Source organism: Klebsiella planticola (assembly GCF_000783935.2).
In the GTDB taxonomy this organism is placed as follows: domain Bacteria; phylum Pseudomonadota; class Gammaproteobacteria; order Enterobacterales; family Enterobacteriaceae; genus Klebsiella; species Klebsiella planticola.
Genome location: NZ_CP026047.1, coordinates 4,450,455 through 4,477,278 on the forward strand (window position 1 = coordinate 4,450,455; position 26,824 = coordinate 4,477,278).

Annotated in this window: 24 protein-coding genes and 3 pseudogenes; 18 read left to right on the forward strand and 9 right to left on the reverse strand. The window is 55.5% G+C overall.

Features of this window, described 5'->3' with window-relative positions; all coding sequences use genetic code 11:
- Positions 1-106 precede the first annotated feature (106 nt).
- The 4 genes from MC50_RS21315 (at position 107) to MC50_RS21330 (ending at position 2,899) form a co-directional block, all read left to right on the forward strand.
- Positions 107-532, forward strand: a complete 426-nt coding sequence (locus tag MC50_RS21315; protein ID WP_032687741.1) for a hypothetical protein — start codon at positions 107-109, stop codon at positions 530-532.
- Positions 533-537: 5 nt separating this feature from the next.
- Positions 538-1,092 (forward strand): RNA polymerase sigma factor, encoded by a 555-nt coding sequence (locus MC50_RS21320; protein WP_046852510.1) that lies wholly within the window; start codon positions 538-540, stop codon positions 1,090-1,092.
- 203 nt (positions 1,093-1,295) lie between these two features.
- Positions 1,296-1,568, forward strand: a complete 273-nt coding sequence (gene hipB, locus MC50_RS21325) for a type II toxin-antitoxin system antitoxin HipB (RefSeq protein WP_032696205.1) — start codon at positions 1,296-1,298, stop codon at positions 1,566-1,568.
- Entirely contained in the window at positions 1,568-2,899 is a 1,332-nt protein-coding gene (locus MC50_RS21330; RefSeq protein WP_032687736.1) for a type II toxin-antitoxin system HipA family toxin, read from the forward strand. Before hipB ends, MC50_RS21330 begins: the two co-directional genes overlap by 1 nt.
- Here MC50_RS21330 and MC50_RS21335 read toward each other — a convergent pair.
- The gene (locus tag MC50_RS21335; protein WP_032699891.1) at positions 2,832-4,238 is read right to left on the reverse strand and encodes a glycoside hydrolase family 10 protein; all 1,407 of its coding nucleotides are present in this window, start codon (positions 4,236-4,238) and stop codon (positions 2,832-2,834) included. The genes MC50_RS21330 and MC50_RS21335 overlap by 68 nt on opposite strands.
- A 712-nt stretch (positions 4,239-4,950) precedes the next feature.
- Between MC50_RS21335 and MC50_RS21340 the strand changes: the two genes are divergently transcribed.
- The 6 genes from MC50_RS21340 to MC50_RS21365 all read left to right on the forward strand — a co-directional run bounded on the left by MC50_RS21340 (position 4,951) and on the right by MC50_RS21365 (position 11,044).
- Positions 4,951-6,009, forward strand: coding sequence for a branched-chain amino acid ABC transporter substrate-binding protein (locus MC50_RS21340; protein WP_162180097.1), 1,059 nt, complete (start codon positions 4,951-4,953; stop codon positions 6,007-6,009).
- Positions 6,010-6,108: 99 nt separating this feature from the next.
- Positions 6,109-7,023, forward strand: a complete 915-nt coding sequence (locus MC50_RS21345) for an ABC transporter permease subunit (protein ID WP_015584333.1) — start codon at positions 6,109-6,111, stop codon at positions 7,021-7,023.
- Between the two features lie 10 nt (positions 7,024-7,033).
- Positions 7,034-8,320 carry a high-affinity branched-chain amino acid ABC transporter permease LivM gene (gene livM / locus MC50_RS21350; protein ID WP_032696203.1) on the forward strand — a complete coding sequence of 429 codons (1,287 nt, stop codon included), beginning with the start codon at positions 7,034-7,036 and terminating at the stop codon, positions 8,318-8,320.
- Positions 8,317-9,192 (forward strand): ABC transporter ATP-binding protein, encoded by an 876-nt coding sequence (locus tag MC50_RS21355; RefSeq protein ID WP_032687730.1) that lies wholly within the window; start codon positions 8,317-8,319, stop codon positions 9,190-9,192. Before livM ends, MC50_RS21355 begins: the two co-directional genes overlap by 4 nt.
- Positions 9,189-9,905: an ABC transporter ATP-binding protein gene (locus MC50_RS21360; RefSeq protein WP_032687729.1), complete on the forward strand. Its 717-nt coding sequence runs from the start codon at positions 9,189-9,191 to the stop codon at positions 9,903-9,905. Before MC50_RS21355 ends, MC50_RS21360 begins: the two co-directional genes overlap by 4 nt.
- A 260-nt stretch (positions 9,906-10,165) precedes the next feature.
- Positions 10,166-11,044, forward strand: a complete 879-nt coding sequence (locus MC50_RS21365) for an NAD(P)-dependent oxidoreductase (RefSeq protein ID WP_032696201.1) — start codon at positions 10,166-10,168, stop codon at positions 11,042-11,044.
- Positions 11,045-11,119: 75 nt separating this feature from the next.
- Here the strand turns inward: MC50_RS21365 and MC50_RS21370 are convergent, their stop codons facing one another.
- The 3 genes from MC50_RS21370 to deoC form a co-directional block, all read right to left on the reverse strand.
- Positions 11,120-11,893 (reverse strand): DeoR/GlpR family DNA-binding transcription regulator, encoded by a 774-nt coding sequence (locus MC50_RS21370; RefSeq protein WP_032687725.1) that lies wholly within the window; start codon positions 11,891-11,893, stop codon positions 11,120-11,122.
- A gap of 67 nt (positions 11,894-11,960) precedes the next feature.
- On the reverse strand, positions 11,961-13,466 hold the full coding sequence (locus tag MC50_RS21375; protein WP_047664894.1) for a xylulokinase: 1,506 nt from the start codon (positions 13,464-13,466) through the stop codon (positions 11,961-11,963).
- 54 nt (positions 13,467-13,520) lie between these two features.
- Positions 13,521-14,234 (reverse strand): deoxyribose-phosphate aldolase, encoded by a 714-nt coding sequence (deoC, locus tag MC50_RS21380; protein ID WP_032687722.1) that lies wholly within the window; start codon positions 14,232-14,234, stop codon positions 13,521-13,523.
- A gap of 401 nt (positions 14,235-14,635) precedes the next feature.
- Between deoC and MC50_RS21385 the strand changes: the two genes are divergently transcribed.
- The 5 genes from MC50_RS21385 (at position 14,636) to MC50_RS21405 (ending at position 18,959) form a co-directional block, all read left to right on the forward strand.
- The gene (locus MC50_RS21385; RefSeq protein ID WP_032687721.1) at positions 14,636-15,436 is read left to right on the forward strand and encodes a DeoR/GlpR family DNA-binding transcription regulator; all 801 of its coding nucleotides are present in this window, start codon (positions 14,636-14,638) and stop codon (positions 15,434-15,436) included.
- 121 nt (positions 15,437-15,557) lie between these two features.
- Positions 15,558-16,247 carry a D-allulose 6-phosphate 3-epimerase gene (alsE, locus tag MC50_RS21390; RefSeq protein ID WP_032687720.1) on the forward strand — a complete coding sequence of 230 codons (690 nt, stop codon included), beginning with the start codon at positions 15,558-15,560 and terminating at the stop codon, positions 16,245-16,247.
- A gap of 11 nt (positions 16,248-16,258) precedes the next feature.
- Positions 16,259-17,200: a ribokinase gene (locus MC50_RS21395; protein WP_047664895.1), complete on the forward strand. Its 942-nt coding sequence runs from the start codon at positions 16,259-16,261 to the stop codon at positions 17,198-17,200.
- Positions 17,201-17,236: 36 nt separating this feature from the next.
- Complete coding sequence (gene fucP / locus MC50_RS21400) at positions 17,237-18,568, forward strand: L-fucose:H+ symporter permease (protein WP_032687718.1); 1,332 nt, start codon at positions 17,237-17,239, stop codon at positions 18,566-18,568.
- A 1-nt stretch (position 18,569) separates the two neighbouring features.
- On the forward strand, positions 18,570-18,959 hold the full coding sequence (locus tag MC50_RS21405) for a VOC family protein (protein WP_032687717.1): 390 nt from the start codon (positions 18,570-18,572) through the stop codon (positions 18,957-18,959).
- A 244-nt stretch (positions 18,960-19,203) separates the two neighbouring features.
- Here the strand turns inward: MC50_RS21405 and MC50_RS21410 are convergent, their stop codons facing one another.
- Positions 19,204-21,639 carry a glucose/quinate/shikimate family membrane-bound PQQ-dependent dehydrogenase gene (locus MC50_RS21410; protein WP_047664896.1) on the reverse strand — a complete coding sequence of 812 codons (2,436 nt, stop codon included), beginning with the start codon at positions 21,637-21,639 and terminating at the stop codon, positions 19,204-19,206.
- Positions 21,640-22,079: 440 nt separating this feature from the next.
- Here MC50_RS21410 and ivy point away from each other — a divergent pair, with 440 nt between their 5' ends.
- Complete coding sequence (gene ivy / locus MC50_RS21415) at positions 22,080-22,526, forward strand: Ivy family C-type lysozyme inhibitor (protein WP_032696195.1); 447 nt, start codon at positions 22,080-22,082, stop codon at positions 22,524-22,526.
- A gap of 76 nt (positions 22,527-22,602) precedes the next feature.
- On the opposite strand, the pseudogene MC50_RS21420 reads toward ivy, so the two are convergent.
- Positions 22,603-23,032 (reverse strand): annotated as a pseudogene (locus tag MC50_RS21420) (sigma-70 family RNA polymerase sigma factor); the annotation flags it as partial.
- Positions 23,033-23,140: 108 nt separating this feature from the next.
- On the opposite strand from MC50_RS21420, the gene MC50_RS21425 reads away from it, so the two are divergent.
- Positions 23,141-24,286: a mechanosensitive ion channel family protein gene (locus MC50_RS21425; protein WP_158491140.1), complete on the forward strand. Its 1,146-nt coding sequence runs from the start codon at positions 23,141-23,143 to the stop codon at positions 24,284-24,286.
- Positions 24,287-24,679: 393 nt separating this feature from the next.
- Positions 24,680-25,249, forward strand: coding sequence for an HdeD family acid-resistance protein (locus MC50_RS21435; protein ID WP_047664897.1), 570 nt, complete (start codon positions 24,680-24,682; stop codon positions 25,247-25,249).
- 84 nt (positions 25,250-25,333) lie between these two features.
- On the opposite strand, the gene MC50_RS21440 is transcribed toward MC50_RS21435, so the two are convergent.
- From MC50_RS21440 to MC50_RS29295, 3 genes and pseudogenes are all read right to left on the reverse strand, one after another.
- On the reverse strand, positions 25,334-25,441 hold the full coding sequence (locus MC50_RS21440; RefSeq protein ID WP_373865351.1) for a DUF2474 domain-containing protein: 108 nt from the start codon (positions 25,439-25,441) through the stop codon (positions 25,334-25,336).
- Positions 25,442-25,488: 47 nt separating this feature from the next.
- A pseudogene (locus MC50_RS28925) lies at positions 25,489-25,611 on the reverse strand (ubiquinol oxidase subunit II); the annotation flags it as partial.
- Between the two features lie 65 nt (positions 25,612-25,676).
- Positions 25,677-26,575, reverse strand: a pseudogene (locus MC50_RS29295) (LysR family transcriptional regulator).
- Positions 26,576-26,824: the final 249 nt, after the last annotated feature.

Sequence of the window (26,824 nt, forward strand, 5' to 3'; positions counted from 1 at the left end):
ACTGCGCAACATGCCGCTTTTTTTTATTTCTTTAGCAATATTCCCGCCGCTCATTCGTCTACCTCGGCACAAGGTTACTTTTTACTACGTTAATGAGGTCACACAGATGAGAGATTTTGGAATGCACGGCTATGCGCGCGATCGCCGGTTCGGCCATCATCGAATGGCTAAACCGCTGATTATCGGCGTGGTGCTGATCGCGATTCTTGGGCTGCTGGTGATGTCGCTGTGGAATGCGCTGCTGCCGGCCATTCTTGGCGTCAAGAGTATCGGTTTCTGGCAGGCGTTAGGTATTCTGGCGCTATCGCGTATTCTGTTTGGTGGCCTGGGTTTTCGCCCTGGCATGTTCGGGATGCGTCGCCGGATGCATGAACGCTGGATGAAGATGAGCCCGGAACAGCGCGAAGAGTTTATTCAGCGCTTCCACCATCGCGCGCCTCGCGACCCGCGTGGGCCTTGCGGCTGGCGCGAACGTCGGGAGGAGAACACCCCGCCGCAAAACGACGCGGTCAAAACGACGCCAGACGAGTGAGTCAGATGAAAACAGGGCCAGGCGGGGAGTCGCTGTTGCTATCGGCAATCAACGCCTGTCGCTCACGGCTGAGAGCGTTTATCCGCGGGCGGACGCCGGTGCGCGACGATGCGGATGATATTCTGCAGGAAGTCACCTGTCAGTTGATGACCGTGGAACAGCCGGTAGAGAACGTGGCGGCCTGGCTGTTTCGTGCGGCACGTAACGAGATGACCGATCGGGCGCGAAAAAAGCGCGAGCTGCCCTTATCGGGCTACGTGAACCCGGACGACGATCTGCCGGAGGATGAGCTCTCAGAAACGCTGTTTGGCGTACCGCAAACGCCGGAAGAGGAGTATCTGAAAGCGCTGCTCTGGGATGCGCTGAATCAGGCGCTCTCCGAACTGCCTGCCGCCCAGCGCGAGGTCTTTGAGAAGACCGAACTGCAAGGCTACAGCTACAGGGAGCTGGCTGAAGAGTGCGGTGCCAGCGAACAGGCGCTGCTCTCGCGCAAACATAAAGCCGTTCTCTATCTTCGTTCGCGTCTGCGGACCTTCTACGATGAGCTGGTCGACGGCTGAGCCCGCCGTCCGGTACCGTGCTTTTCCCCCACGCTGCTCGTCTGATCAAAGCAAAACACAGCTGAAATATCCCCATCAGGGGATATTTTTATATTTATCCCTTGGTGGGGATAACATGACGTTGCCGCCGAGTGACCGGGTTGACATTATCCCCGACAGGGTATAAATAGTGTTTTATCCGCAGAAGAGGATAAGGAGACATGATGAGCCCTTCACCAGGAATATACAGCCCGGTTCAGCTGGCAAACTATCTCAAGCTGGTGCGCCAGAAAAACCAGTGGACGCAGAGCGATCTGGCTCAGCGTATGGGGATTAAACAGGCTACCGTCTCTAACTTTGAAAATCATCCCGAGAAAACGACGTTAACCACGGTGTTTAAAATTTTACAGTCACTGGAACTGTCGATGGCGATTTGCGAAAAAAATGCGCCGGATACCAACGATAGCAGTGATAACCCACAGGATCTGGACTGGTAATGGCTACTCTCGTGACATGGATGAACAATGAGCGAGTCGGCGAACTTATCAAGCAGGCGAACGGCGCCCATCTCTTTCGCTATGAAGAGGCGTGGATGCGCAATCCTCGCGCCAGGCCGCTCTCTCTGTCGCTCCCGCTGCAGTACGGTAACATCACCGACGATGCGGTGTTTAACTATTTTGACAACCTGCTGCCGGACAGCCCGCGGGTGCGGGACCGCATTGTTAAGCGCTATCAGGCGCGTTCAAAGCAGCCTTTTGATCTGCTGGCCGAGATCGGACGCGACAGCGTCGGGGCGGTCACGTTACTCCCGCCAGGGGAAAACGCAACCCGGAGAGCGTTGAGTTGGGAGGCGCTGGATAGCCACGCCCTGGATGCGCTGCTGACGGCCTACCAGTCGGATATACCGCTCGGGATGGTCAACGAACACGATGATTTCAGGATCTCGGTGGCCGGGGCCCAGGAGAAAACCGCGCTGCTGAAAATCGGCGAGCAGTGGTGTATACCGACGGGGACCACGCCGACCACCCATATCATTAAACTGCCTATCGGCGAGATCAAACAGCCGGATGCGGTGCTGGATCTCAGCGAAAGCGTAGATAACGAATATTTGTGTCTGGCGCTGGCCCGGGCGCTGGGTTTTGCCGTTCCGCGCGCCAGCATTATCCAGACCGCCAGCATCAGGGCGCTGGCGGTTGAGCGTTTCGACCGTCGTTGGGCGCAGGAGAAGACGGTGCTGCTGCGTTTACCGCAGGAAGATCTGTGTCAGGCCTTCGGTATTCCGTCATCGATTAAGTATGAGTCCGACGGCGGGCCGGGCATTCGGGCGATTATGGCTTTTCTGGTTGGATCCAGCGAGGCGCTCGAGGATCGCTATAACTTTATGAAGTTTATGGTGTTCCAGTGGCTGATTGGCGCAACCGATGGCCACGCGAAAAACTTCTCGATCTTCCTCCAGCCGGGCGGCAGCTATCGCTTAACCCCATTCTACGACATTATCTCCGCGTTTCCGCTGCTTGGCGGGAAGGGGCTGCACCTGAGCGATCTCCGGCTGTCAATGAGCCTGAAGGCCAGTAAAGGGCGCAAAACGGAGATCCAGACGCTCTATCCGCGTCATTTCCTCGCCACGGCGAAAGAGGTGGGGTTTGCCGAGGAGCAGATGCTGGAGATTCTGCGCTATTTTGTCGATAACGTTCCCCACGCGGTTGCTGCGGTAAAGGAAACTTTACCGCATGACTTTTCACCACCGGTGTATGAGGCGATCACCGATCGCTTACTGTGGGTCCATTCACGCTTGCAGAACGCAATGGCGGCGTTACCGTCGGGCTGAGCGAAGGCCCGGCGCGACTTCCCCAGCGGCTTTTCAGGTAGTTCACCGCCTGCTGAGTTTGCGGCTGGTTGAGATAGTTCTCCCGGAACAGAATCGTCCCCTGGATTTGCGGCATCGATTCGTTCAAATCCAGCTGCTTCTTCAGTTCCGGAACGCCGCCGTTGACCATCCAGTCGGGCTCATTTTTCGACGGCTCGCCAATTTTATACAGCGCCACGCCGATATACAGCCGGGTACCGGTCGGTTTCACCACGTCGGCCCACCATTTAGCGAGCACATCATAGCGGGCCGCATCACGGGCAAAGGGCCAGTACAGCTGGGGGGCGATGTAGTCAAGCAGGCCCTGTTGAACCCAGCTGCGGGTGTCGGCGTAAGACTCATCATACGCCGCCGCGCCGCGGGTATCGGAACCTGCCGGATCGTGTGATCGGTTACGCCAGACGCCCGCAGGACTGACGCCAAACTCAATATCGGGATTGAGCTGTTTGATGGTGCGTGACACCTGGGCAATCAGCTGCTGGGTATTGTGTCGCCGCCAGTCCGCTTTGGAGGCGTATCCCTGGCCATATCTCCGGTAGGTCTGGGTGTCGTTCAGCGCGGAACCCGGCGATTCGGTATAGAAATAATCATCAAACTGCACGCCGTCAACCGGGTAGTGTTCCACCACTTCGGCAACGATGCTGGTTATCCAGTCGCGCACTTCCGGAATCCCCGGGTCGAGGACAAAGCGGTCGCCGGCGGTACGAATCCAGTCACGATGCAGCACGAAAACGCTGGCGGGGATCTGCGAGAGGGTCCCGTTGAGTTCGCTGACGGTTTTTGGCCGGGTATTCACCGAGACGCGATAGGGGTTAAACCAGGCATGGACCCGCATACCGCGTTTATGGGCCTCATCGAGCATAAACTGGAGCGGGTCGTAGCCCGGATCCTGGCCGATATGGCCGGTCAGCATATCGGACCAGGGCAAAATTTTTGACGGCCACAGCGCGGTGCCATCCGGTTTGACCTGGAAGAAGACGGTATTGATGCCGAGGCTTTGCAGCTTATCCAGTTTATCGGTCAACGCTTGCTGCTGCTGGCGGATACGAACCGCTGGGTCGCCAATCGTCACCGAAGCGACAGGCGGCCAGTCAAGACGAGACACCGTTGTCAGCCAGACGCCGCGTACCGGCTCATGGGTTTTGGGTAAATGGGGCTGTTTCAGCGCCGGGGGAAGCGGAGTCACCAGAGAGGCGGGCGGTTTGCCGGAACAGCTAACCAACAGCAGCGCGGCGGCCACCGCCGCGGCGGACAGGGTCGCTTTAAAGAAAACAGGGACGCTACGAGAGCAGAAAATCATATTCGTCATCGTTATAGGCCGTTGCGTGAAGATGCATTCTCCTACGATTCGAATTCAAGTCAATCAGTGTGTGTATTCCCCGCGTCTGACCTGCTGTTATGTTGGCAGGGCGGGCCCTGGCGGTTAACTACGCCGCGACAGCGTCGGGTCGTTATCGCCTCCTTTTCCCGGAAGTGAGCTCCTCCTGCACGATGGAAATCATAAGAGTGGGCTATGAGTCCATAGCGCGGAATCCCCGTTAACGCGCCGCTTCTCGCACGTCTTGTTATATTGTTCACAATACCGCAACAAAATTATTCACTCTCATGATCATTTTCGCACTTTTGCACCAGGGCAGTGCGCAACGAGTGCAAAGAGCAACTATGTTTAGCTCGCTGGTCGATATGGACGCCGCAGTTCCCGACTCGCCACGTGATGGCAACAGACCTCCTGACTCGTACAGAAATGCACGTCAGCCGGAGGCGGTAACGTTGTTATCACGCGTTATTGCCATCCATCACTAAGCGATCTGACGCGCCATTTCTCCCTGGCGGGATTTTTGCTTCTTCCACCCCGGCCGTGACGGCACAGTGTCAGCCTTCGGCAAACCAAACAGTAATTGATATTTTCCGCGCCATTACAGGGCGCAAGGCTATAAATCGCTGAGGAATATCGAATGTCTCTGAAACTTAAAAAGTTGACTCTTCATTTTGCGATTGCGGGTTGTATGAGCATGGCATTTTACGCACAGGCGGATGTGAAGATTGGTGTTGCCGGACCGTTTACCGGGCCGAATGCGACTTATGGCGCCCAGTACTGGAAAGGGGCCTCGCAAGCGGCGGCGGATATTAATGCGGCGGGAGGAATTAAAGGCGAAAAAATTGTGCTGGTTCAGGGGGACGATGCCTGTGAACCCAAACAGGCGGTCGCCGTGGCGAACCGTCTGGTCGATGAGTCCGGCGTCTCCGCCGTGGTGGGGCATTTCTGTTCGTCATCCACCATGCCTGCCTCAGAGGTCTATGACGAGGCCGGTATTCTGACGATCACCCCGGGCTCGACGAACCCGCAAATCACCGAACGCGGGATGAAAGATATGTTCCGCATGTGCGGTCGCGACGACCAGCAGGGGGCTATTGCGGCGAACTATATGCTGGATGTGCTAAAGGCGAAGAAAATCGCCGTGATCCACGATAAAGATACCTATGGCCAGGGGCTGGCGGATGCCACCCGCGCCGCGCTGGCGAAACGCGGGACGAAAGAGGTGCTGTACGAGGGGCTATCCCGAGGCGAGAAGGACTTCAACGCGCTGGTGACCAAAATTGGCGCGCTGAAGCCTGACGTGGTCTATTTCGGCGGCTGCCATCCGGAAGCCGGCCCGCTGGTTCGTCAGATGAGGGAACAGGGGGTACAGGCGAAATTCTTCTCCGGCGATTGTATCGTGACGGAAGAGCTGGTGACCGCTGCCGGCGGCCCGCAGTTCACTGACGGCGTGCTGATGACCTTCGGTCAGGATCCGCGCACCATTGCGGAAGGGAAAGCCGTCATTGAAAAATTCCGCGCCAGCGGTTTCGAACCGGAAGGCTATACCCTGTATGCCTACGCGTCGATCCAGGCGATCGCCGCAGCCTATAATGCCGTCGGAGCCGATAACACCAAAGCCAGCGAATGGCTGAAAAACCACAGCGTCGATACCGTGATGGGCAAAAAAGCCTGGGATGGCAAGGGCGATCTGAAGGTATCGGATTACGTGGTTTATAAGTGGGATGATAAAGGCAAATATCACCAGCTCTAACCGCCAGAACTTTCCGCCCCTTCACAAGGGGCTATTCGCGAAAAGGCAGCGGCGGTGCGCCAGGCTGTTCGCTGCCCGTTTACCGGCAGGATGGTGTCTATGGAAGCGTTCTTTCTACAACAATTGATCAATGGGCTGACGCTAGGCGCCGTATATGGATTAATCGCCATCGGCTATACCATGGTGTACGGCATTATCGGCATGATTAACTTCGCTCACGGCGAGGTGTACATGATTTCCGCCTATCTGTGCGCTATCGGGCTGGCGTTGCTCTCCGGATTTGGGATTCACTCCTTTCCTTTGCTGATCTTCGGCACGCTGGTCTTCACCATTGTGGTGACCGGGGTCTACGGCTGGACTATCGAACGTATCGCCTACCGGCCGTTGCGCAACTCGACCCGCCTGGCACCGCTGATTTCGGCTATCGGTATGTCGCTTATTCTGCAGAACTACGTACAAATCAGCCAGGGTCCCAATCAACAGGGGATCCCGACGCTGCTCTCCGGCGTACTGCGTTTTGAGGTTGGCGACGGCATCGTGCAAATCACCTGGACCAAAATCTTTATCCTCGTCGCGGCGCTGGTAGGCATGATCGTCCTGACCTGGATAATCCAGCATACCCGGCTCGGTCGTATCTGCCGGGCGACGCAGCAGGATCGACGAATGGCCGCCATCCTTGGGATTAATACCGATCGGGTGATCTCGCTGGTTTTTGTCATAGGCGCGGCGATGGCCGGTCTGGCTGGAGTGCTGGTGACCATGAACTACGGCACTTTTGATTTCTATATCGGTTTTATCATCGGCATCAAAGCCTTTACTGCCGCCGTGCTGGGGGGGATCGGCTCGCTACCCGGCGCGATGCTCGGCGGTTTACTGCTGGGGGTAGCCGAAGCGCAGTTCGCCGGGCTGGTGAACTCGGATTATAAAGATGTTTTTTCCTTCGCGCTGCTGGTGGCGATCCTTATTTTCCGCCCGCAAGGGCTGCTGGGTCGCCCGATGGTTGCCAAGGTTTAAGGGGTCAAACATGGCTGAAGTGTCCCGTAAGCCAGGAGTGGATATCAGGCGCTGCCTGATCGACAGCATCCTGGCCGGATTGTGTGCGCTTATCGTATTTGGCCCGATCGTGGGCATTGTGCTGAAAGGTTACAGTTACAATCTGTCAACCCAGCGGGTGTTGATACTGGTTGGCATCGTGATGATCGGGCGACTGCTGCTCAGTCTGATGCTGCAAAGTCGCAGCGGTCGCCAGTTCCTTGCCCGCTTTGAAGGAACGAATGATGGCGTATACGTGAGACCCGCCGGTTATCGTTCGCGGCTGCGCTGGGTCATTCCGCTGCTGGCGCTCCTCGCCATCCTGTTCCCGATCATCGCCACGAAATATCTGCTGACGGTCGCGATTCTTGGGCTGATTTATGTCCTGCTGGGACTGGGGCTGAATATTGTGGTCGGGCTGGCGGGCCTGCTCGATCTGGGCTATGTGGCCTTTTATGCCATTGGCGCCTACGGGCTGGCGTTGGGTTATCAGTATCTGGGGCTGGGATTCTGGGCAATGCTGCCGACAGGCGCCATTATGGCGGCGCTGGCCGGTGCGCTGCTGGGATTTCCGGTGCTGCGAATGCATGGCGATTATCTGGCGATTGTCACCCTCGGCTTTGGTGAAATTATCCGTCTGGTGCTGAATAACTGGGTCAGTTTTACCGGCGGACCGAATGGGGTATCCGTCCCGGCGCCGACGCTGTTCGGCCTCGAGTTTGGCCGGCGGGCAAAAGACGGCGGGGTGCCGATCCACGAGTTTCTGCACATCAGCTATAACCCCAACCTCAAATTTATCTTTATCTACGCCGTGCTTTGCCTGGTGGTCCTGCTGGTGCTGTTTATTAAGCACCGGCTGACGCGAATGCCTATCGGCCGCGCATGGGAGGCGCTGCGTGAAGATGAGATAGCCTGTCGGGCTATGGGGCTGAACCATGTGCTGGTGAAGCTCTCGGCGTTTATGCTGGGAGCCTCTACGGCAGGAATTGCCGGGGTCTTTTTTGCCACCTATCAGGGATTTGTTAACCCGACCTCGTTTACCTTTTTTGAGTCGGCGCTGATTCTGGCCATCGTGGTATTGGGGGGAATGGGCTCGACGCTGGGGGTGGTGCTGGCAGCGTTTGTCCTGACGGTGGCCCCGGAACTGCTCAGGGGGTTCGACGAATATCGGGTGCTGCTGTTTGGCGTACTGATGGTGCTGATGATGATCTGGCGGCCGCGTGGGCTGGTGCGTACCAGTCGTACGGGGGTGGCGGTACGGAAGGGAGTGGCGCCATGAATGACAATATTTTGCAGGTTGAGCATCTGATGATGCATTTTGGCGGCATTAAAGCGCTCAATGATGTCAATCTTGAGGTCAAAAGAGGGTCGATTACCGCGCTGATTGGCCCTAATGGCGCGGGGAAAACCACGGTGTTTAACTGTCTGACCGGGTTTTATCGGGCAACCGGCGGGGCGATCAGGCTGCATGCCCGTTCGCGGATCACCGACGTGATTCAGGTACTGGGACAAAAGCTTCATCCGACGGATTTTCTCCATCCAGCCGCGCTGGGATCGCGACTGTATTACAAAATGTTCGGTGGGACGCATCTGGTTAACCGGGCGGGGCTGGCACGAACCTTTCAAAATATCCGGCTGTTTCGTGAGATGTCGGTGATTGAAAATCTGCTGGTGGCCCAGCATATGCAGGTAAATCGTAATTTACTCGCCGGGATCATAAATACCCGCGGGTATCGAAACGCCGAAAACCGGGCGCTGGATCGGGCCTTCTACTGGCTGGAGGTGGTCGGTATGGCGGATTGCGCTAACCTGCTGGCGGGAACGCTCTCCTACGGGCAGCAGCGGCGGCTGGAGATTGCCCGCGCGATGTGTACCGGGCCAGAGATGATCTGTCTGGATGAACCGGCGGCGGGGCTTAATCCCGTTGAGACCCAGGCGCTGAGCAAGATTATCCGCTTCCTGCGCCAGTATCACGGCGTGACGGTATTGTTGATTGAACACGACATGGGGATGGTGATGGAGATTTCCGATCACGTGATCGTGCTCGATCATGGCGATGTGATCGCCCGCGGCGAACCGAAGGAGATTCAGTCAAATACCAGCGTGATCGCGGCCTATCTGGGGACGGATGAAGAGGAGCTTGCCGAATGAGCCAACCGTTGCTTGAATTTCGTCAGGTGGATGTGTTCTATGGCCAGATCCAGGCGTTGAAACAGGTCTCCTTAACGGTGAATGAAGGAGAGACGGTGGCGCTGATCGGCGCCAACGGCGCCGGGAAGTCCACGCTGTTAATGTCTATTTTTGGCCAGCCACGCATCGCCGCAGGAGAGATTCGCTATCGCGGCGAGGATATCAGCCGACGGTCTACCCATTTTATTGCCAGTAACGGTATTGCCCAGGCGCCGGAAGGGCGACGGATTTTTGCCGATATGACGGTGGAAGAAAACCTGCTGATGGGGACCATTCCCGTGGGCAGCCGCTATCAGAATGAGGACAAAGCGCGCATGTATCAGCTTTTTCCTCGTCTTGAAGAGCGACGGGCGCAACGCGCCATGACGTTATCGGGGGGCGAGCAGCAGATGCTGGCCATTGCCCGCGCCTTGATGAGCCGGCCAAAACTGTTACTGCTGGATGAGCCCAGTCTTGGACTGGCGCCGCTGGTGGTCAAACAGATATTCCAGATCCTGCGAGAGCTGACGCAGCAGGGCATGACGCTGTTTCTGGTGGAACAAAATGCGCATCATGCGCTGAAGTTGTCTGACCGCGCCTACGTCATGGTGAATGGCCAGATTCAATTAAGCGGAACGGGCAGGGAGCTGCTGAACAACCCGGAGGTGAGAAATGCCTATCTCGGCGTGGCCTGATAAGTGACAGCGTCACTGTTTAACCATTAAAAGCAACCCGTTCCCATCCGCCGGCCATTTCCCGCCGGCGTTTGTTTTTCTCGCCAGGGCAAGCCACTGATTTCTGCAGGATAAAGACGATAAACGTGCTGGCCTTTATTCCGCCGATACGGGCATACTGAATGCACTTTACCCGGTTAGCGCGCTACCGACGTCACCTGGACGGACGGTTTGCCGCCCGGGACGCTATGCAGGTGCGAAATTAACGCGGGAGAAATGGAATGAACTTACCGGTTGTTGCCGTTATTGGGCTCGGCGCTATGGGGCATGCTTTTGCCAGCAATCTGTTAAAAAAAGGCTTCACCGTTCACGGCTGGAATCGTACCCCTGAGCGGGGTGAGGATTTGATAGCCAGCGGATTAATCCGTCACGCGACCCCTCAACAGGCCGCGGCGTCGGCGGAGGTGATTCTGTCGGTACTGACCGATGGTGAAGCAACCCGGAATGCGATCCGCGAAATGGCTCCGGTTTGCCAGCCAGACGCCGTTTTTTGCCAGATGGGGACGATTGGCGTCGAAGAAACACGGGAGGCCGTTGACCTGCTGGCATCGCTTCGCCCATCGATGGTCTACCTTGATGCGCCGGTGTCGGGAACCAAAAAACCGGCGGAGAATGCGCAAATTCTGGTGCTTGCCAGCGGGGATCGTCAGCGAGGCGTGAAGGCCGAGAGCGTCTTTGCCGCGATTGCGCGCGGCACACAATGGTTTGGCGACGCCGGCAACAGTCAGAAAATGAAGCTGGTACTGAACGCCTGGCTGATCACCATGATGGAAGGGGTGGCAGAAAGTACGTTACTGGCGGCGAAATTAGGTTTTACTCCAGAAGCATTCTGGGGCGCGCTTGACGGTGGCCCGCTGGCGGCACCTTATGTGAAAGCCAAGCTGGAGATGATCGCGGCGAATGATTTTACTCCGCAGATGCAGCTCAGCCATGCGCTGAAAGATGCCCGGCTGGCGCTCGACGCGGCGGAAGATACGCCGTTGCCGATCCTGGCCACTATCGCCGACTGCTGGGATGAAGCCGCCGATGAGGGGTATGCCGATCGTGACCTGGCATCGGTGTATGCCTGGCTGGCGGGACAGCCGACAAGCGGGTACTAAGCGCGAAGTGCAGAGGTCGACGTGAAGGTGGTGTGATACTGCCGCGCTCTTAACGTAGGACCAGTGGAGGGATGTTCAGGGAAGGGCATCTTCATCCAGTGTAATAATCTGGATCCCGGCGGTCTGATACGCTTGCGCATCGTCAGGGAGACGGTCAATTACCAGAGTATCGATACGTTCCGCCGGGGCGAACTGCGCCAGCGAGGTATTATTGAGCTTGCTGGAGTCACACACCACAATCACCTGACTGGCATGTTCCACCATGCCGCGTTTCGTTTCCGCCAGCATAATATCGGCCACACAGGCGCCGTGCTTGACGGAGAGCGAGTTGGCCCCCATAAAGGCCTTATCCACATTTAGCGTATCGAGAATAGAACGTCCGTTGATGGACACCACGCAGTGGTAGCCTTTTTTGACGATCCCCCCCAGCAGGATGATCTGAATAGTGGGGCTGGCCTCCAGTTCACGGGCAATCTGATAATCATTCGTCACCACGGTGACATTCTGCCGATCGCGGATATGACGGGCGATATGCAGCGTGGTGGTGCCGGTATCCAGCACGATGATATCGCCATCTTCTACCAGCGCCGCGGCGCGTTGGCCAATACGCTCTTTCGCGGTCAGATTGACGACTTCCCGCATATCGGAGGCTTGCTCAAAACTGGCCCGGGTGCGCAGCACGGCGCCGCCGTGGGTGCGGGTCAGCATCCCGGCCTCTTCCAACTGACGGAGATCGGCACGAATGGTTGCGCCAGACACGTTGAACACTTCACACATCTCGGAAACCGCAACCTTGCGTTTTTCCCGGAGAATACTGAGTAACTTTTCCTGTCGTTCTTCTGCAAACATTGTGCCTCTCTTACGGACGATGTCACCTTCAGCGAGAAAATTCCGGCCGCGGCCGCAAGGCTCACCTTCAGGCTGGCCCGCGACTTAACGCATCCAGGCGATCGTATAATGGCGCGGATTGTTGGTAAAGCGTATCAAAAAGTTCGCTACAGGACTGATAATATTCCTGCAGACGCCGGTCAGGCATCACCGGTTCGTCGAACTGCACCGTATGCCGAACGCCATCGGCAAAATCCGCATACATCCCGATGCCAACGCCGGCAATAATAGCGCATCCGGTGACGCCATTCTCCGGATTGCGCGTCGATATAATGGGAAGATTGTACGCAGCCGCTTTGATTTCCAGCCACAGCCGACTGCGTGCGCCGCCCCCTGAGGCGATCATCTGCTCGGGATGCTGCCCGCACTGGCGTAACTGACGAAGATTACGCGCCGAAGCGAACGCGACCCCTTCCAGAACCGCCCGCAATAAATGTCCGCGACCATGCTTACGCTGCAGGCCGAAGAACTGCGCGCGCGAATTGGTGTGATCCGCCATGCGTTCACCGGTTAAGTAGGGCAAAAACAATAATCCTTCCGCACCGGCGGGGACTTCGGCCGCCAGCTGCAGCAGTTCCGGGTGTGTAATGTGGTTTTCTGCCAGAGCCTGGCGCGCCCAGCGTACCGCATCGCCGCCGGCATCGAGGAGGGTAAATCCGCCCCAGACCTGGTTTGCCAGATGCAGGTTATTGACTCGTGAATGCAACAACGGTTGCGGCGATACCACCGTGATCAGCGTGGAGGTTCCCGTAGAATCGGATGCCGTTCCTGGCTGATATACGCCGGAACCCAGCAGGGTGGCCGCCATATCTGACGTCCCGGCGACCACCGGGATCCCTGCGGGCAGGCCGGTCAGCGTCGAAGCCTCACGGGTAACCTCGCCGATCACCTCGCTGGACAGTTTCAGATCCGGTAACTGCTCCCGTCTCAGGCCAAACAATTCCAGCGCCTGTGGCGACCAGCTGCGGCTTTCGCTGTCCATCAGAAAGTAGCAGGAAGCCTCGCTGTAATCGGTGGCGATGGCGCCGGTCAGCATGAAGTTAATGAAATCCTTCGGCATTAATATCTTCGCGATGCGGGCCGCACTCTGAGGATAATGTTCCCGCCACCACGCCAGCTTAAAGGCAGGCCAGGCGGCTGCCGGGGGATTATTCAGATGGCGCAGCCAACGTTCCGTATCTTCGCGAACAATAAAAGCGTCGACCTGCGGCTGGCTCCGTTTGTCATTCCACAACAGCGCTTTGTCTTCGACGAGTTGACCCGCGCTATCCAGCAGTACGGTGCCATGCATTTGTCCGCAGGCGCCTATCGCGGCGATCTGCGAGCGGACATCGGGGAAACGATACAGAACTTCGCGGATACAGTCGCAGACAGATTGCCACCACAAAGAAGGTGCCTGTTCCGACCAGCCTGCACGAGGAGTCGTTTGCTCATATTCCCGCTGAGCAAACCCCACGAGAGAACCATCGGCCCTCAGGATGGCGGCGCGGGTACTTCCGGTGCCGACATCAATGGTTAATATTTTATTTTTCATCACTGACTCCGGTGACATCATAAGGCGGGCCCTCAGGGCCCGCAGGCGCAGGTTTTAACAGGCGTTCAGTTCAGGGAAGAGGTCCGGATTTTGTTCCAGTTGGGCCAGCACGGTGGTCACCGCCCCCAGACTCATGCCGAAGCGGCGGACGCCAAGCCGGTAGAGCTCGCGCACGGTATCCAGATCGCGAATTCCCCCCGCGCCTTTGATGTCGATGCAACCTTTCAGCTGTCCGGCGATGATGCTGACCTTTTCCGGGGTCGCACCGGTAGGGGCCCAGCCGGTGGACGTTTTCACCCACTTCATCCCCACCTCAACGGCAATATCGCAAACCCGACAGATCTGTTCCTCATTGAGATAGTGGGTTTCGAGGATCACTTTTGCCGGTACCGGCGCTGCGGCTTCAACAACCCGCCGCAAATCCTGGCGCACATAGTCATAATCCCCGGACAATACTTTGCCGATATTCACCACCATATCCACTTCCCGGGCACCGTCAGCAATAAGCTGGCGGACTTCCTGGACCTTAATATCGGTTGCGTGGCCACCGCCAGGGAAGCCAACCGGGCCGCCAATCATGATATCGCCCCGTCCCTGTTGCGGCAGTAGCGTACTGAGAAAGCGTGTCCAGCAGGGCAGCACATGCACAGAAATGATGTTGTAGCGGGTAGCCAGTTCCGCACAGGCACGAATATCTGCTTCCGTACTGGTCGCCTGGACGGCGCTGAGGTCAATTAAGCGGGCAAAACGGCGAGTGGTCTCATTCATAGTCTGTTCCTGTCATCTGTTTTCAGTTGTTTTCATTTAACGATTTATACTCACGTTTTTACATTAGAAAACGCATTAAATGAAAATAATGTGATCAAACAGGCATTTTTTTATTTTCATTTGCTTTTAATTAACAGGGCGATACAGGAAGAAACGATGACCACACAGTCACAAACGGTCATAGACGGGCACAAAAGCAAAGGGGGATAGGTTTTTGTTTGCTTTTGTTTGTGACCGGATGGCGGTCAAAAGAGGGAAAAAACGTCGCTGGAAGGGGGAGAAATGTGATTTTCATCACATGAAATGACGAGGGCACCGCCATCTTTGCTGGACGTTTTCACGGTCGCAGCACCCCATCGATGGGCAAGGTAATCTTATCAGGCACTGCAGGAGAGAGAGTTATGTTACCGCTGGAACGTCATCGCTTAATTGTCGAGTTGTTAGGCCAACATGGTGTCATGCGGGTCGATGAGATTGCGCAAGCAACCCGGGTTTCTCGTGAAACGGTACGTCGGGATCTCAGTGAACTGGAGCGAAAAGGTGTTTTAAACCGCAGTCACGGCGGGGCGCTGTTGGTCGAAAACCCACTGCCCACTCCCAGGGGGCTCCCGTCTGGTCTACCGATCCAGGATGGGCAAGGGAGCTTTCAGCAACGTACATTGCGGCATAGCGAAGCCAAAATGCGTCTTGGCCGCAAAGCGCTGCAGCTGCTACAGCCTGGGGACACCATCCTCCTGGACAGCAGCAGTACCAGCTGGTTTATGGCACGCCAGATACCCGAGATGGCGTTAACGGTTATCACGCCGTCTGTCGCTATTCTGCAGGCGCTGATGAGCCGTCGCTCCTTACACCTGATTGGTCTAGGCGGTGATTTTTCACCGACCGAGGAGGCTTTCTTCGGCGAAATGACGGGACGCATGCTGCGCGAATATGCCATCGATACGTTTTTCTTCTCGTGTCAGGGGCTGGAGCGCGACAGCGGTCTGTATGCCGGAACGGACGCTCATGCCGCCCAGGTAAAGCAAATGATGATGGCAGCCCGTCGGGTCGTGGCGCTGATCGATAGCAGCAAGCTGGGACGGCTGGGGGTGGCAAGGATCGGCGGTCTGGGAGAACTGGATTGCTTGATAACCGAAGCATTTGATGATCCGCTGCTCGAAAAAGAGATGACCTGGCATAACGTCAGCACACAAATTGCCTGAGTGTACCGTCACGTCGTGACGGTGAATCTATGCATTGTCGACACACCGCACCGTGCGGTGGGGCCAGACTTTGCCTGAAATCAGCGAATGACCGGAATCAATACCGAAACAGAGAGGCATTATGCGTTATTACATTTCCCCCTCACTCATGTGTATGGACATGATGCAGCTGAGCGACCAGCTGAACTTTTTGAACAGCAAAGCGGACAGATTGCATGTTGATGTGATGGATGGCCACTATGTCAAAAACCTGGCGCTCTCAACCAGCTTCGTGGCACAAATTCGCCCCTGGACCACTTTACCTGTCGATGTTCATCTGATGGTCGAAGAGCCGATGGCGTTTATCCCGGCCCTGTTGGACGCCGGAGCGGACGCCATCTCCGTTCACCCTGAAACCATCAGTCGTGAAGCCTTCCGCGTGATCAATACCGTACGCCAGGCCGGCAAACAGGTCGGTATGGTGCTGAATCCCGCCACGCCGCTGGAAACGCTCAGCCACTACCTACACCTGCTCGATAAAGTCACCATCATGACCGTGGATCCCGGCTATGCCGGTCAGCCTTTTATTCCTGAAATGGTCGAAAAAATCGCCCGGCTTCAGCAGATCAAGCAACAGCGTGGACTCAGCTTTCTTATCGAGGTTGATGGCTCATGTAACCGCCAGACCTACCGGAAATTGCTTGAGGCAGGCGCCCAGGTGCTGATTTTGGGAAGCAGCGGTTTATTCCGCCCGGATGTACCACTTGCACAGGCCTGGGACACGCTGATCCAGGATCTTGACGAGGCGAGTCATTCCCCGGCCCACGCATAAAGGAGAGAGCAATGTCAGGCAAAGTCTGTGTATTTGGTTCATTTAACTGCGATATGGTTGCCCGGGTTGAACGCTTTCCGGTTCCTGGCGAATCCCTGGTCGCTTCCGGGAGTATGACCAGCGCCGGTGGCAAAGGCGCAAATCAGGCGACGGCGGCGCTGAAGGCCGGTGCCAATGTCCACTATATCGGCAAGATTGGTGAAGATACTTTTGGCCACTTCGCGCGCCGGCATCTCAAGACAGTGGGATTTAATGCCGTCACCTTACTGGTGACCGATGAGGTCCCCACCGGTAACGCGCTTATCTATGTCGCAGGCGATGATGCTGAAAACATGATTGCCGTCGATCCTGGCGCCAACATGACGGTGACCGATGATGAAATTGCCGGTTGCATTCCGGCGATCGGCTGCGCCGATGTGGTGCTGGTTCAACTGGAGAATAATCTCTCTGCTATTGAACAGGTGGTTGCCGCAGGCAGGGCCTCCGGCGCCTTCGTGGTACTCAATCCCGCCCCCTGGCAACCGGTCGACGATGTCTTTCTCAGCAACGTGGATTTACTGACCCCCAATGCCACGGAAGCCTGGCTGATGACCGGATGTCGGGTAGACGATCTGCCTGGCGCCGAACAGGCGGCCGAGGTGTTGCACTCGCGCGGAGCGAAAAACGTCATCATTACCCTCGGGGCGAACGGCGCTTTACTGAGTGAACAGGGCGTGAAAACCCATATCCCGTGTTTCCCCTCTCAGCCCTGTGATACCACGGGAGCAGGCGATGCCTTCAATGGGGCACTTGCTGCCCGCCTTGCCTGCGGCGATGCGCTCCATGAGGCCACCCGGTTTGCGGCGGCCTATGCCGCGGTCAGCGTCGAAAGGCGCGGCGCCTCATCTTTGCCCGATTATGAAGAAGCTCTGGAACGTCTTGTCCATGCCACTTCTGATGTTGAAGTGGCATGAAACCCTACTGTAAAAAAACGATAACGAGGATAGACCATGAGTACGCTGATTACTGACAAAGTGGAGAAAGATGCGGTTCACCACGAAAAGCTGGATACCAGCGCCTATCTGGCGCATACCCCCTGGCTACAGTTTTTACTGGTGTGCTGCCTGTTTGCCCTCTGGGGTATGGCAGGTAACCTGAATGACATTCTGATTGCCCAGTTTAAAAAGGGCTTCGATCTGACCGATACCCAAACGGCATTGGTACAGTCGATTTTTTTCCTTGGCTACTTCTTTGTGGCGCTGCCCGCCGCCGCGCTGATCAAACGCTACTCCTATAAAGTGGCGATCGTGATTGGCTTATGCCTGTACGCGCTGGGCTGCTTTCTGTTTGTGCCCGCGGCTCAAATTATGACGTATGGCGCTTTCCTTGCCTGCCTGGGTGTGATTGCCTGCGGCCTCTCTTTTCTTGAAACATCCGCCAATACCTATTCCAGTCTGCTGGGACCGATACAGTCTTCAACGCAGCGCATTAACTTCTCGCAGATTTTTAACTCTCTGGGGGTAATTTCCGGCGTCCTTATCGGTCAGGTGATGGTCTTCGGCGAACACGATCCGAGTCACGAACAACTGCTGGCCATGCCCGCTGAGATGGCAGAAGCGGCGCGGCATCAGATGGTGAGTCAGGTCGTCGGACCTTATCTGATTATTGGTTCGGTGCTGGTTGTACTGGCGCTGGTTTTTGTCTTTATTAAGTTCCCGTCCTGCAAAGGGGAACAATCTCAGCAGCAGACGCCAGGCGAGAGTATGGGGCCGACGCTGAAACGTCTCTTTGCGCTGCCGCGTTTTCGGCTGGGTGTCCTGTCGCAGTTTCTCTACGTCGGGGCGCAGGTTGGCGTCTGGAGTTTCACTATTCGTTTCGTACAGCTTGTTCAGCATGGGACCAGCGAGCACTCCGCCACCTACTGGCTGCTGGCCTCACTGGTTATCTATGCCATCGGTAAAGGTATCGCCACCTGGCTGATGAATCGTCTGAATCCCGCGGCGCTGCTGGGAGCGTTTGCATCGGTGGCGACGGTGCTGCTGCTGGTTGCGGTCTTCAGCCACTCGATGTTAGCGGTCTATGCGCTGATACTGGTGAGCTTCTGCATGGCACCGTGCTGGCCAACCAACTTTGGTCTGGTGATTAAAGGGATGGGCAAAGATACGCAAACCGCCGGTTCCATTGTGGTGATGTCGATCATCGGCGGGGCGGTGATTCCGTTAGCGATGGGAATTATCTCCGATCTCAACGGCGGCAATATGCAAATCGCCTTTATGGTGCCGTTGTTATGCTTTGTGTATGTCGCTTTCTATGGCTTCTGGTGCGTGCGTAAAGGAGTATAAAATGCGTGACCTGATACGTAATTTAGCTCATATCGGCTACCAGGTGCAGGATATCGTGCGCTCGTTGGCCTTTTATCAGTCCCTCGGCTTTGTGCTGCAGCGCCGTTTTAGCAAACCCTCGGCGAGCGGGAATATTGAAGTCGCGTTTATCGAAATGGGTGGGGTGGTACTGGAGCTGTACCAGCTACCCAATGGCCTCGCCTTCGATCGCGCTCGCTGCGGGATAGACCATATTGCGCTGGAAGTCAGCGATCTTGCTGCGGTCATGACGATGCTCACGACGTTAGGTTATCCGTTGGATGAAGGGCCGGTCGAGGAAGAGAAGGTCCGGTTCCTGCTGATTCGTGGCCCGGATGGCGAACGTCTCGAGTTTGATCAGTCTCTGGCGTAATACTCACTTCGCGCGCGCCTTTGATAACAATAGGCGGTTGGTGGGCAGGGCGCACCGATGACCTGGGTCGGCAAGTCAGTCTGCTGGCGCCTTAGCAAAGCATCCAGGCAGGTTAAATAACCTGCCTGATTTATTTTCCACCCGCCGAAATGTCACAAACAACGGGACGCATCCGGTGAGACGGGTAAAAAAAAGCTCCGGCGGATAGCGCCGGAGCGGGTATCAATTTACGCCAGACTGAGACTTATTTATTGTCCAGCGCGTAGGCAATCACGTAATCCCCACGATCCGGAGACTGGCGGGCGCCGCCTGCCGAGATCAGAATGTACTGTTTACCGGTTGTCGGTGAGACATAGCTCATCGGCGTACCGCCGCTGCCTACCGGCAGACGGGCTTTCCACACTTCTTTGCCGCTCGAGGTATCGAAGGCGCGCAGGTAATAGTCCTGAGTCCCGGCAATGAACACCAGTCCGCCCTGAGTCGCCAGCGTACCGCCCAGCGTAGGCATGCCAACCGGCATCTGAACACGCATTTTGATACCAAACGGTCCGGTATCCTGTACCGTACCGGCCGGAACCTGCCAGACGATTTTCTGGGTCTTCAGATCGATAGCCGACAGCGTACCGAAAGGCGGTTTCTGGCATGGGATCCCCAGCGGAGACATGAAGCGGTCTTTATTCACGCCATACGGCGTGCCTTTCAGCGGTACGGCACCCATCCCGGTGTTGACCGACTCGCCGCCGTTACTGGCTGCCGCCCGGTTGTTGTCCTGTTTGATCATCTGCACCCACAGGCCAAGACGCATGTCGTTGACGAACAGGTACTGATTATTGGGGTCAATAGACATACTGCCCCAGTTCATGCCACCCAATGAGCCCGGGAAGCTCAGGGACTTATCGGTATCCGGCGCGGTGAACAGACCATCATAACGCATCGATTTAAAGCTGATACGGCACATCAGCTGGTCGAACGGCGTTGCGCCCCACATATCCGATTCGCTCAGCTTTTCATTGCCAATCGATGGCATGCCGACGGAGAACGGCTGCGTTTTAGAATACTGTTCGTTCGGAATCGTGCGGGTTTTGACCGGCAGTTCTTTGACTTCGGTCAGCGGCTTACCGGTCAGACGGTCGAGCACAAAGATCTGTCCGGTTTTCGCGCCAATCACCACCGCCGGTTTGGTGGTGCCATCCTTCATCGGGAAGTCGATCAGGCTGGGCTGCATCGGCAGGTCGAAGTCCCACAGGTCGTTATGAACCGTCTGGTAAACCCACTTCTCTTTACCGGTAGTCGCATCGACGGCCAGCACGGACGCGCCGTATTTGTGGTTGAGCGCAGTACGGTTGGCCCCCCACAGGTCAACGGATGAGCTACCCATCGGCATGAACACGGTATTCATCGCCGGATCGTAAGACATCGGGGCCCATGAGTTAGGCGTACTGCGGACGTAGGTCTGGCCTTCCTGCAATTTGGCCGTAGGATCCTGGTTGCCCGGGTCGAAAGCCCAACGCATCTGACCGGTGATGACGTCGAAGCCACGAATAACGCCGCCAGGCATATCGGTTTGCACGTTATCGGCGACACGGCCGCCCACCACAACGGTGGTTCCGGCGAGGGTCGGGGCAGAGGTCAGCTGATATTTCGGATCGCTGGCGTCACCCAGACCGGCTTTCAGGTCAACGATGCCGTTATTACCAAAGGCGGAGCAAAACTCACCGTTATCCGCGTTAATAGCGACCAGGCGGGCATCGATGGTGTTCATCAGGATACGACGCTGACAGGTGTCACCGGCGGCCAAAGTCGGCAGGGGTACCGGGGTGGAACCCGGTACGTCAGGCTGAACGATAGGTTTGGTGGCATCGAAATAAGCCAGACCGCGGCAGCGGTTCCATACCTGAGATTGGGCGTTGATTTCACGTTTCCAGATCTGCTTACCGCTGTTTGCATCAACGGCAATCACGTTGTTATGCGGAGTACAAAGGAAAACTTTATCACCCACCTGCAGCGGCGTTTGCTGATCTTCCGCGCCGTTCCCGCCAGGGCTGATCGGAATATCGCCGGTATGGAAAGTCCAGGCGACCTTCAGGTCTTTGACGTTGTTACGGTTAATCTGATCGAGTGCGACGAAGCGGTCACCGCCGGGGGTATTACCGTAGTTTTCCCAGTTTTTTTGCGCTTTATTTGGCTCAACCGGGATCAGCGGCAGCTCTTCCCCTTTGAAGGCGACGGTCGGGTGCGGCTGGAACATTTGTACGAAGGCGCCCAGCATGCCGGCGGCTAATACGACCGCGAGGGCATAAGACGGTTTGCTGAAGCTGCTCTTGCCTTCGCGCTGACGCAGCGCGGGCCAGGTGGCAAAGCCAAACAGCATAAAGCCGGTGGGGACCATCAGACGGGAGACCAGCGGCCAGAAATCCCAGCCGGCATCAAACAACGCCCAAATCAGCGTCCCCAGAAAAACCAGAATGAACCACACCACAGCAGAGGATTTACTGCGGAAATACTGGACGGCAGAGAAGAGCATTACTATGCCGGCAATAAGAAAATACCAGCTACCGCCGAGAGAAATCAGTTTTCCCCCTTCAATGGCAAAGAACAGGCCGCTAAGACTTAGCGCCACCCCTAATATACAGCACCATATCCTGAGCACAGGGCTCGGCCGGTCGTGTAATTCAGACATGCAGGAACTCTCCGAAAAAAGCGTGATAGTTGTTACAGGGTCATGCGGGCAGATCTCTTCTGTAGAAAGAAGTACAACGACCTCAGCATAATCATTCAGCAGGCAATTGTACCACCTGGTTCAGGTCAATGTTAACTACTCATGCTTTTTAAACCATTTTTTTAACAAATTTGTACAATCGTCGTTAAAAAGCTTTTTTCAAACCAGCGGATCGCTGGGAAAAAACCTGAAACCAGCTTCAGTTAACCGAATGGTCCACATATGATGTCGGCGGGATCTCAGAGGCCAGAAGATACAACGGTTGAGAGGGGAGATGACGCCTGTTCGTTTGCGCCGGTGTTTATACGAAAGTTAAGCGGACTTGTCCCCGGCGCGGGATATGCTTTAATTACCGTGGTTGCGGTAATCGCATCGTATTGAACAGAAATGGAGTTCATTGAATGAAGAACAATCTGATTATCTCGTTACTGTCCGTCATGGCTTTTTCCGCCTGCGCCGGGAGTGAATTAACGGTCAGCGATCTGGCGAAAAATACGCAGACTCAGGCCCTGTTTGCGCAGATGACGCAGCACCACTCGCTACCAGAGTGGGTTACCCAGGGGGGAACCTCATCGCAGCCGCAGAACGTGACCATTGGCGGCGTCCGCTATGTCGTTCTCCAGTCCTGCAAACCGCATGACTGTGCGTCACAAAGTATTGCGGTGCTCTATTCTCAGGAGGCAAAAAAAATGACCGGCGTCTTTTCCGTGAGCGCTGAGGACGGCGCCGAGCAGAAACTCAGCTGGCTGAATGTTCCCGATGAGCTATCGATAGACGGTAAAACGGTGCTGTTTGCCGCGCTGAGCGGCAGTCTGGATAACCATCCGGAAAGTTTTCACTTTAAATAATCCGCTGGCTGAGCAGGCGCCTGCCGCCGGTTTTTCGCGGGCGGCCGGTGCCTCAGCGACAGGCAAGGCCGCCTCGTCATGCTTCAACGGCGATGCGTAACTTTTTCATCGCATTTTGCTCCAGCTGACGCACCCGTTCCGCCGATATCCCGTAGCGTTCCGCCAGTTCGTGCAGCGTGGCTTTATTGTCCTCATCCAGCCAGCGCGCGGATAATCTCCTGGCTGCGCGACTCCATCTCCTGGACATCTTTCGCTGAGACACCCAGCTCCCGGGCGACCATCTCTATTTCATCATGATTGAACCTGCTAGGGCGCTGCCTGGCTTTTCTCAGATTAAAGAAAAGTTTGCGCTGGGCTTTAGTCGTCGCCACTTTGACGATGCGCCAGTTACGCAGCACGTACTCGTGGATCTCGGCCTTGATCCAGTGTACGGCGAACGACACCAGCCTGACCCCGACGTCCGGGTCGAAGCGGCGTACGGCTTTCATCAGCCCGATGTTGCCTTCCGTTTGCCATCTGCGATGGTCGCGGAGACGGGCCGGTTTCGCCGGGCGGGGCCTTGCGCTAAAATCACGCCACTAGCAAAATATATAGTCGGAAATAAGCAGAAAATTATGATGTACTATTTTAGGGATAATGATTTATACCAGCATTTGCACGACATGGTATTGAATAGCGATATACCGGTGCTGCGGGTAATTGCCATCTTTATTCTTTTACACTGCGTGGCCCACTACCTGGTTTTGCCATATCTCGATCGCAAAGTCGCGAAGAAAAAAACATCAAAACTGACGATCGTTACCCATCATCACTTCTTTCATCGTATGGTATTAACCCTGCAAGGGGCAGTGCTGGCCGCCCAGCTGTCATTCATTGCCAACCCACACCATGAAATACTGGCGTGGATCCTGACCGGCGCGCGGATCTGGACCCTGACATTTGCGCTGCTCGCATTTTATGCCTTTATTGATGTTATCTGCGATTTACTCAAAACAAACCTTCAGTTTAAGGGCTTGCCTTATCACGGCCTTCAGCAAAGCCTCAAGCTGGCGGGGGCGGTGATTTATAGTATTTTACTTATTTCGCTGCTGGTTGATAAATCACCGCTCATTCTGTTCAGTGGCTTAAGCGCCATTGCGGCAGTGCTGTTATTGGTCTTTAAAGACCCGCTCCTGGGGCTGGTCGCCGGGATACAGCTTGCCGCGAATGATATGCTGCAGCCGGGGGACTGGATTGAACTGGATTCCCTCGGCGCCAATGGCTCCGTCCAGGATATCGGGCTGACGACGGTCAAGGTGCTTAATTTTGACAATACCATCACCACTATTCCGACCTATACCCTGGTTTCCGGCTCGTTTAAAAACTGGCGCTATATGGTGGAGCATGGCGCCAGGCGCATCCAGCGTACGATTAATGTCGATATCGCCACGGTACGCATCCTGACACCTGAGGGGAAACAGGCAATCGTTAATCATGACGCATTAGCATCGCTGATGGCCGCTGACTCAGCGGCGAAAACCAATATCGAACTGTTTCAGGAATACGCTAAAGCCTGGCTGGCGCAGCATCCAGCTATCAGAACGGACATGACGCTGATGGTCAGACAGCTACCGTCCACCACCTACGGTTTGCCGGTCGAGTTCTATGCCTTTGCCAGCCAGACCGAGTGGGTCGCCTATGAGCAACTACAGAGTGAGATCTTTTCTCACCTGATGGGCATCATCTCGTTGTTTGATCTGAAGATCCATCAGCTTTCATGAGCGCATAGCATCCCGTTATTACTCCTTCTGCTACGCTTAAAGCTGATTTCACCTGCGGCAAGTCAGGAGGGTGAAATGCCCGCTTGCCGGGGGCGCAAAACAGGCCCGGCGCACCGGTCATCGGGTCATCGGGTCATCGGGTCATCGGGTCAGTAATATAAAAAGAAGTCTTGTTTAAGGACGTTAAAAAATTTTGGCATCGATCCTAACGACCTGCCGCTCAACGCTATCAGCAACGCCATCGAACGTAATTTTTTGCATATGACCCGACAGAAACCTTTACCACCGATACATATCAACCCGATCGTTATTTTAATCTGACATAACCACGCTCTTCGGCCCCTCATTCCGAGGCGGCCAGCGGATAGGGAGAGCCAATCATGGAGATACATTATGCTAAATTTTGACCGTCATACTCCTCAACTTCTGAGTGAAGAGATCTTCAAAAAACAGCGCGGGGTTTTGCTGGTCGTTGCCTTCCTGTTACTGGTTGGCGGACTGATGTGCCTGATCAATCCATTTGCCACCGGGACCGTACTGAGCATTTTCGTCGGCGTCCTGCTAATGCTGAGCGGAGCGGGATTAATCGTTGGTATGTTTGCCAACCGTGCGCAAAACACCTGGCCCACGATAGGCGGTATTCTGCTCGGTATCGCCTATCTACTCTTTGGCTATGTTTTTATCTCCAGCCCGCTGGCGGGGATTCTGGCGCTGGCCGTTTATCTGGCGGTGCTGTTTGCTTTTGGCGGTATCGCGCGCCTGGTCGCGGGGTATGTACATCGCGGGCTGCCGGGAAACTGGCTGCAGTTTGTCATCGGTATTCTCGATCTGGTCATCGCCTGGACGCTGATCGGTTCAGGGCCGGAAGCTTCGGTGACGCTGGTTACCGCAATTGTGGGGATTGAGATGCTGGTGAGTTCTTTCGGCTTGTTCCAGGCCGCCCGCCTGTTTAAACGCGGTTAAGCGCGGCGGGTAAAAAGACCGGGCCAGCTGGGTAGCCCGGTCTGTTCTTAGTGCATTCTCATGCCGGTGGCGGCCATCAGCAGCTTACAGCGTCGCCACTACTCCTGGCGCCAGCACGCTGGCCGCCCTGATAATGACCATCCACATCCGCTTTTTCCAGAACGGGCGAGGCGTCTCGTTTTTGCTGTTCATAGCCGTGTTCTCCGTTAATGTATGCCTCAATGGTAGCCTCATCAGGTTTGATTTTGCCGCGGAGAGGCGGCCAGCCAGACAGAGATCGACGGCGGAGTCATATTTGGCCAGATGCTAATCCCGAGGCCGGTAAAACCAGGGAAAATCAGCCCGAGGGTCAGCATAAAGGGACCATCGCTTGTCCGGCGGTTATAGGCGCTGCGGACGGGTGAAGAATATTTTTCCGCGAAACGGCTTAGGCGGTGGGCTGACCCATGATCAGGCCGTCACGCAGGATATCCGTTATCTCGCTAATCTGTGACATTGCCGACATTTTGACCATTGCCGGAAAGAAAATATCAGGGGAAGGGGCCAGTGGAATGACGAAACACTTTTCCAGACGTCGGGCATCCACCTCGGAAGCGGGTAACAGCGAGACCGCCTCCAGACCCGATTCCAGACAATCAATGATCGCTTTAGGCTGGGTGATATGCATGATAATGTTAGGATATTTCCGTTTTCCGAAAACAGGTCGACAAATTTCTCGTATATTCCTGTCCCCTCGTAGCGCCTTAGCAGAACCAGCGGCATTGACGCCAGCTGCGATAACGCCAGCGGTTCGTGCGGCGCAACCGGTAATATTTTTTTATTAATCACCGCCACCGTTGCTACCGGAGGAAATTCATGGCACTGAAAAGCGTCATCCGGGTGCGGCCGCTGCATAAAAGCGATATCAATGAGACCATCATGAAGAAAAGATTCTAAATTACTGGAGTCCGAAACGGTAATACGTAATTCAATATCTGGATTGCGGCGATATAACTCCAGAATAAGCGGCTGGAAATAAGATTGAAATAAATGAGTCAGTCCTATACGGATAAAAGCGTTTTCCCGCTGGGCTATTTTTACCGTCTCCCGAACGGTATCTTCAAGCTGATTGAGGATCTGGCATGCGCGGTGATAAAAGTAATTACCGGCAGTGGTTATTTCCACGCCGTTTCTGCTGCGGACCAGCAGCTGCGCGCCAAGCTCGTCCTCCAGCTCCTGAATGCGCTTACTGAGCGGCGGCTGGGCCATATTCAACTGGCGCGCAGCCTCGCTGATCGAGCCGTGCTCGATGACTTTGCAGAAATACTTTATGCGTTTTAAGTCCATCTGATACTTACCTTGATAGTCACTGCTTTGCGAGTTATAGGAGGGTTAGGGCGGGATGTCAATAAACTTAAGTCGCACAGGGATATAATTACAAAGCGTATGCCATTGTCTTTTTTGTTAAACAAATATCCATTTAATGTTAATTAAAATAATGCATACCATTTTAGTGTGGCCGTTATGACATAAACGGTATTTGTCCATCATATTATTAATGTCTTATATTTTTTGCACCGCAACATTTATTATACA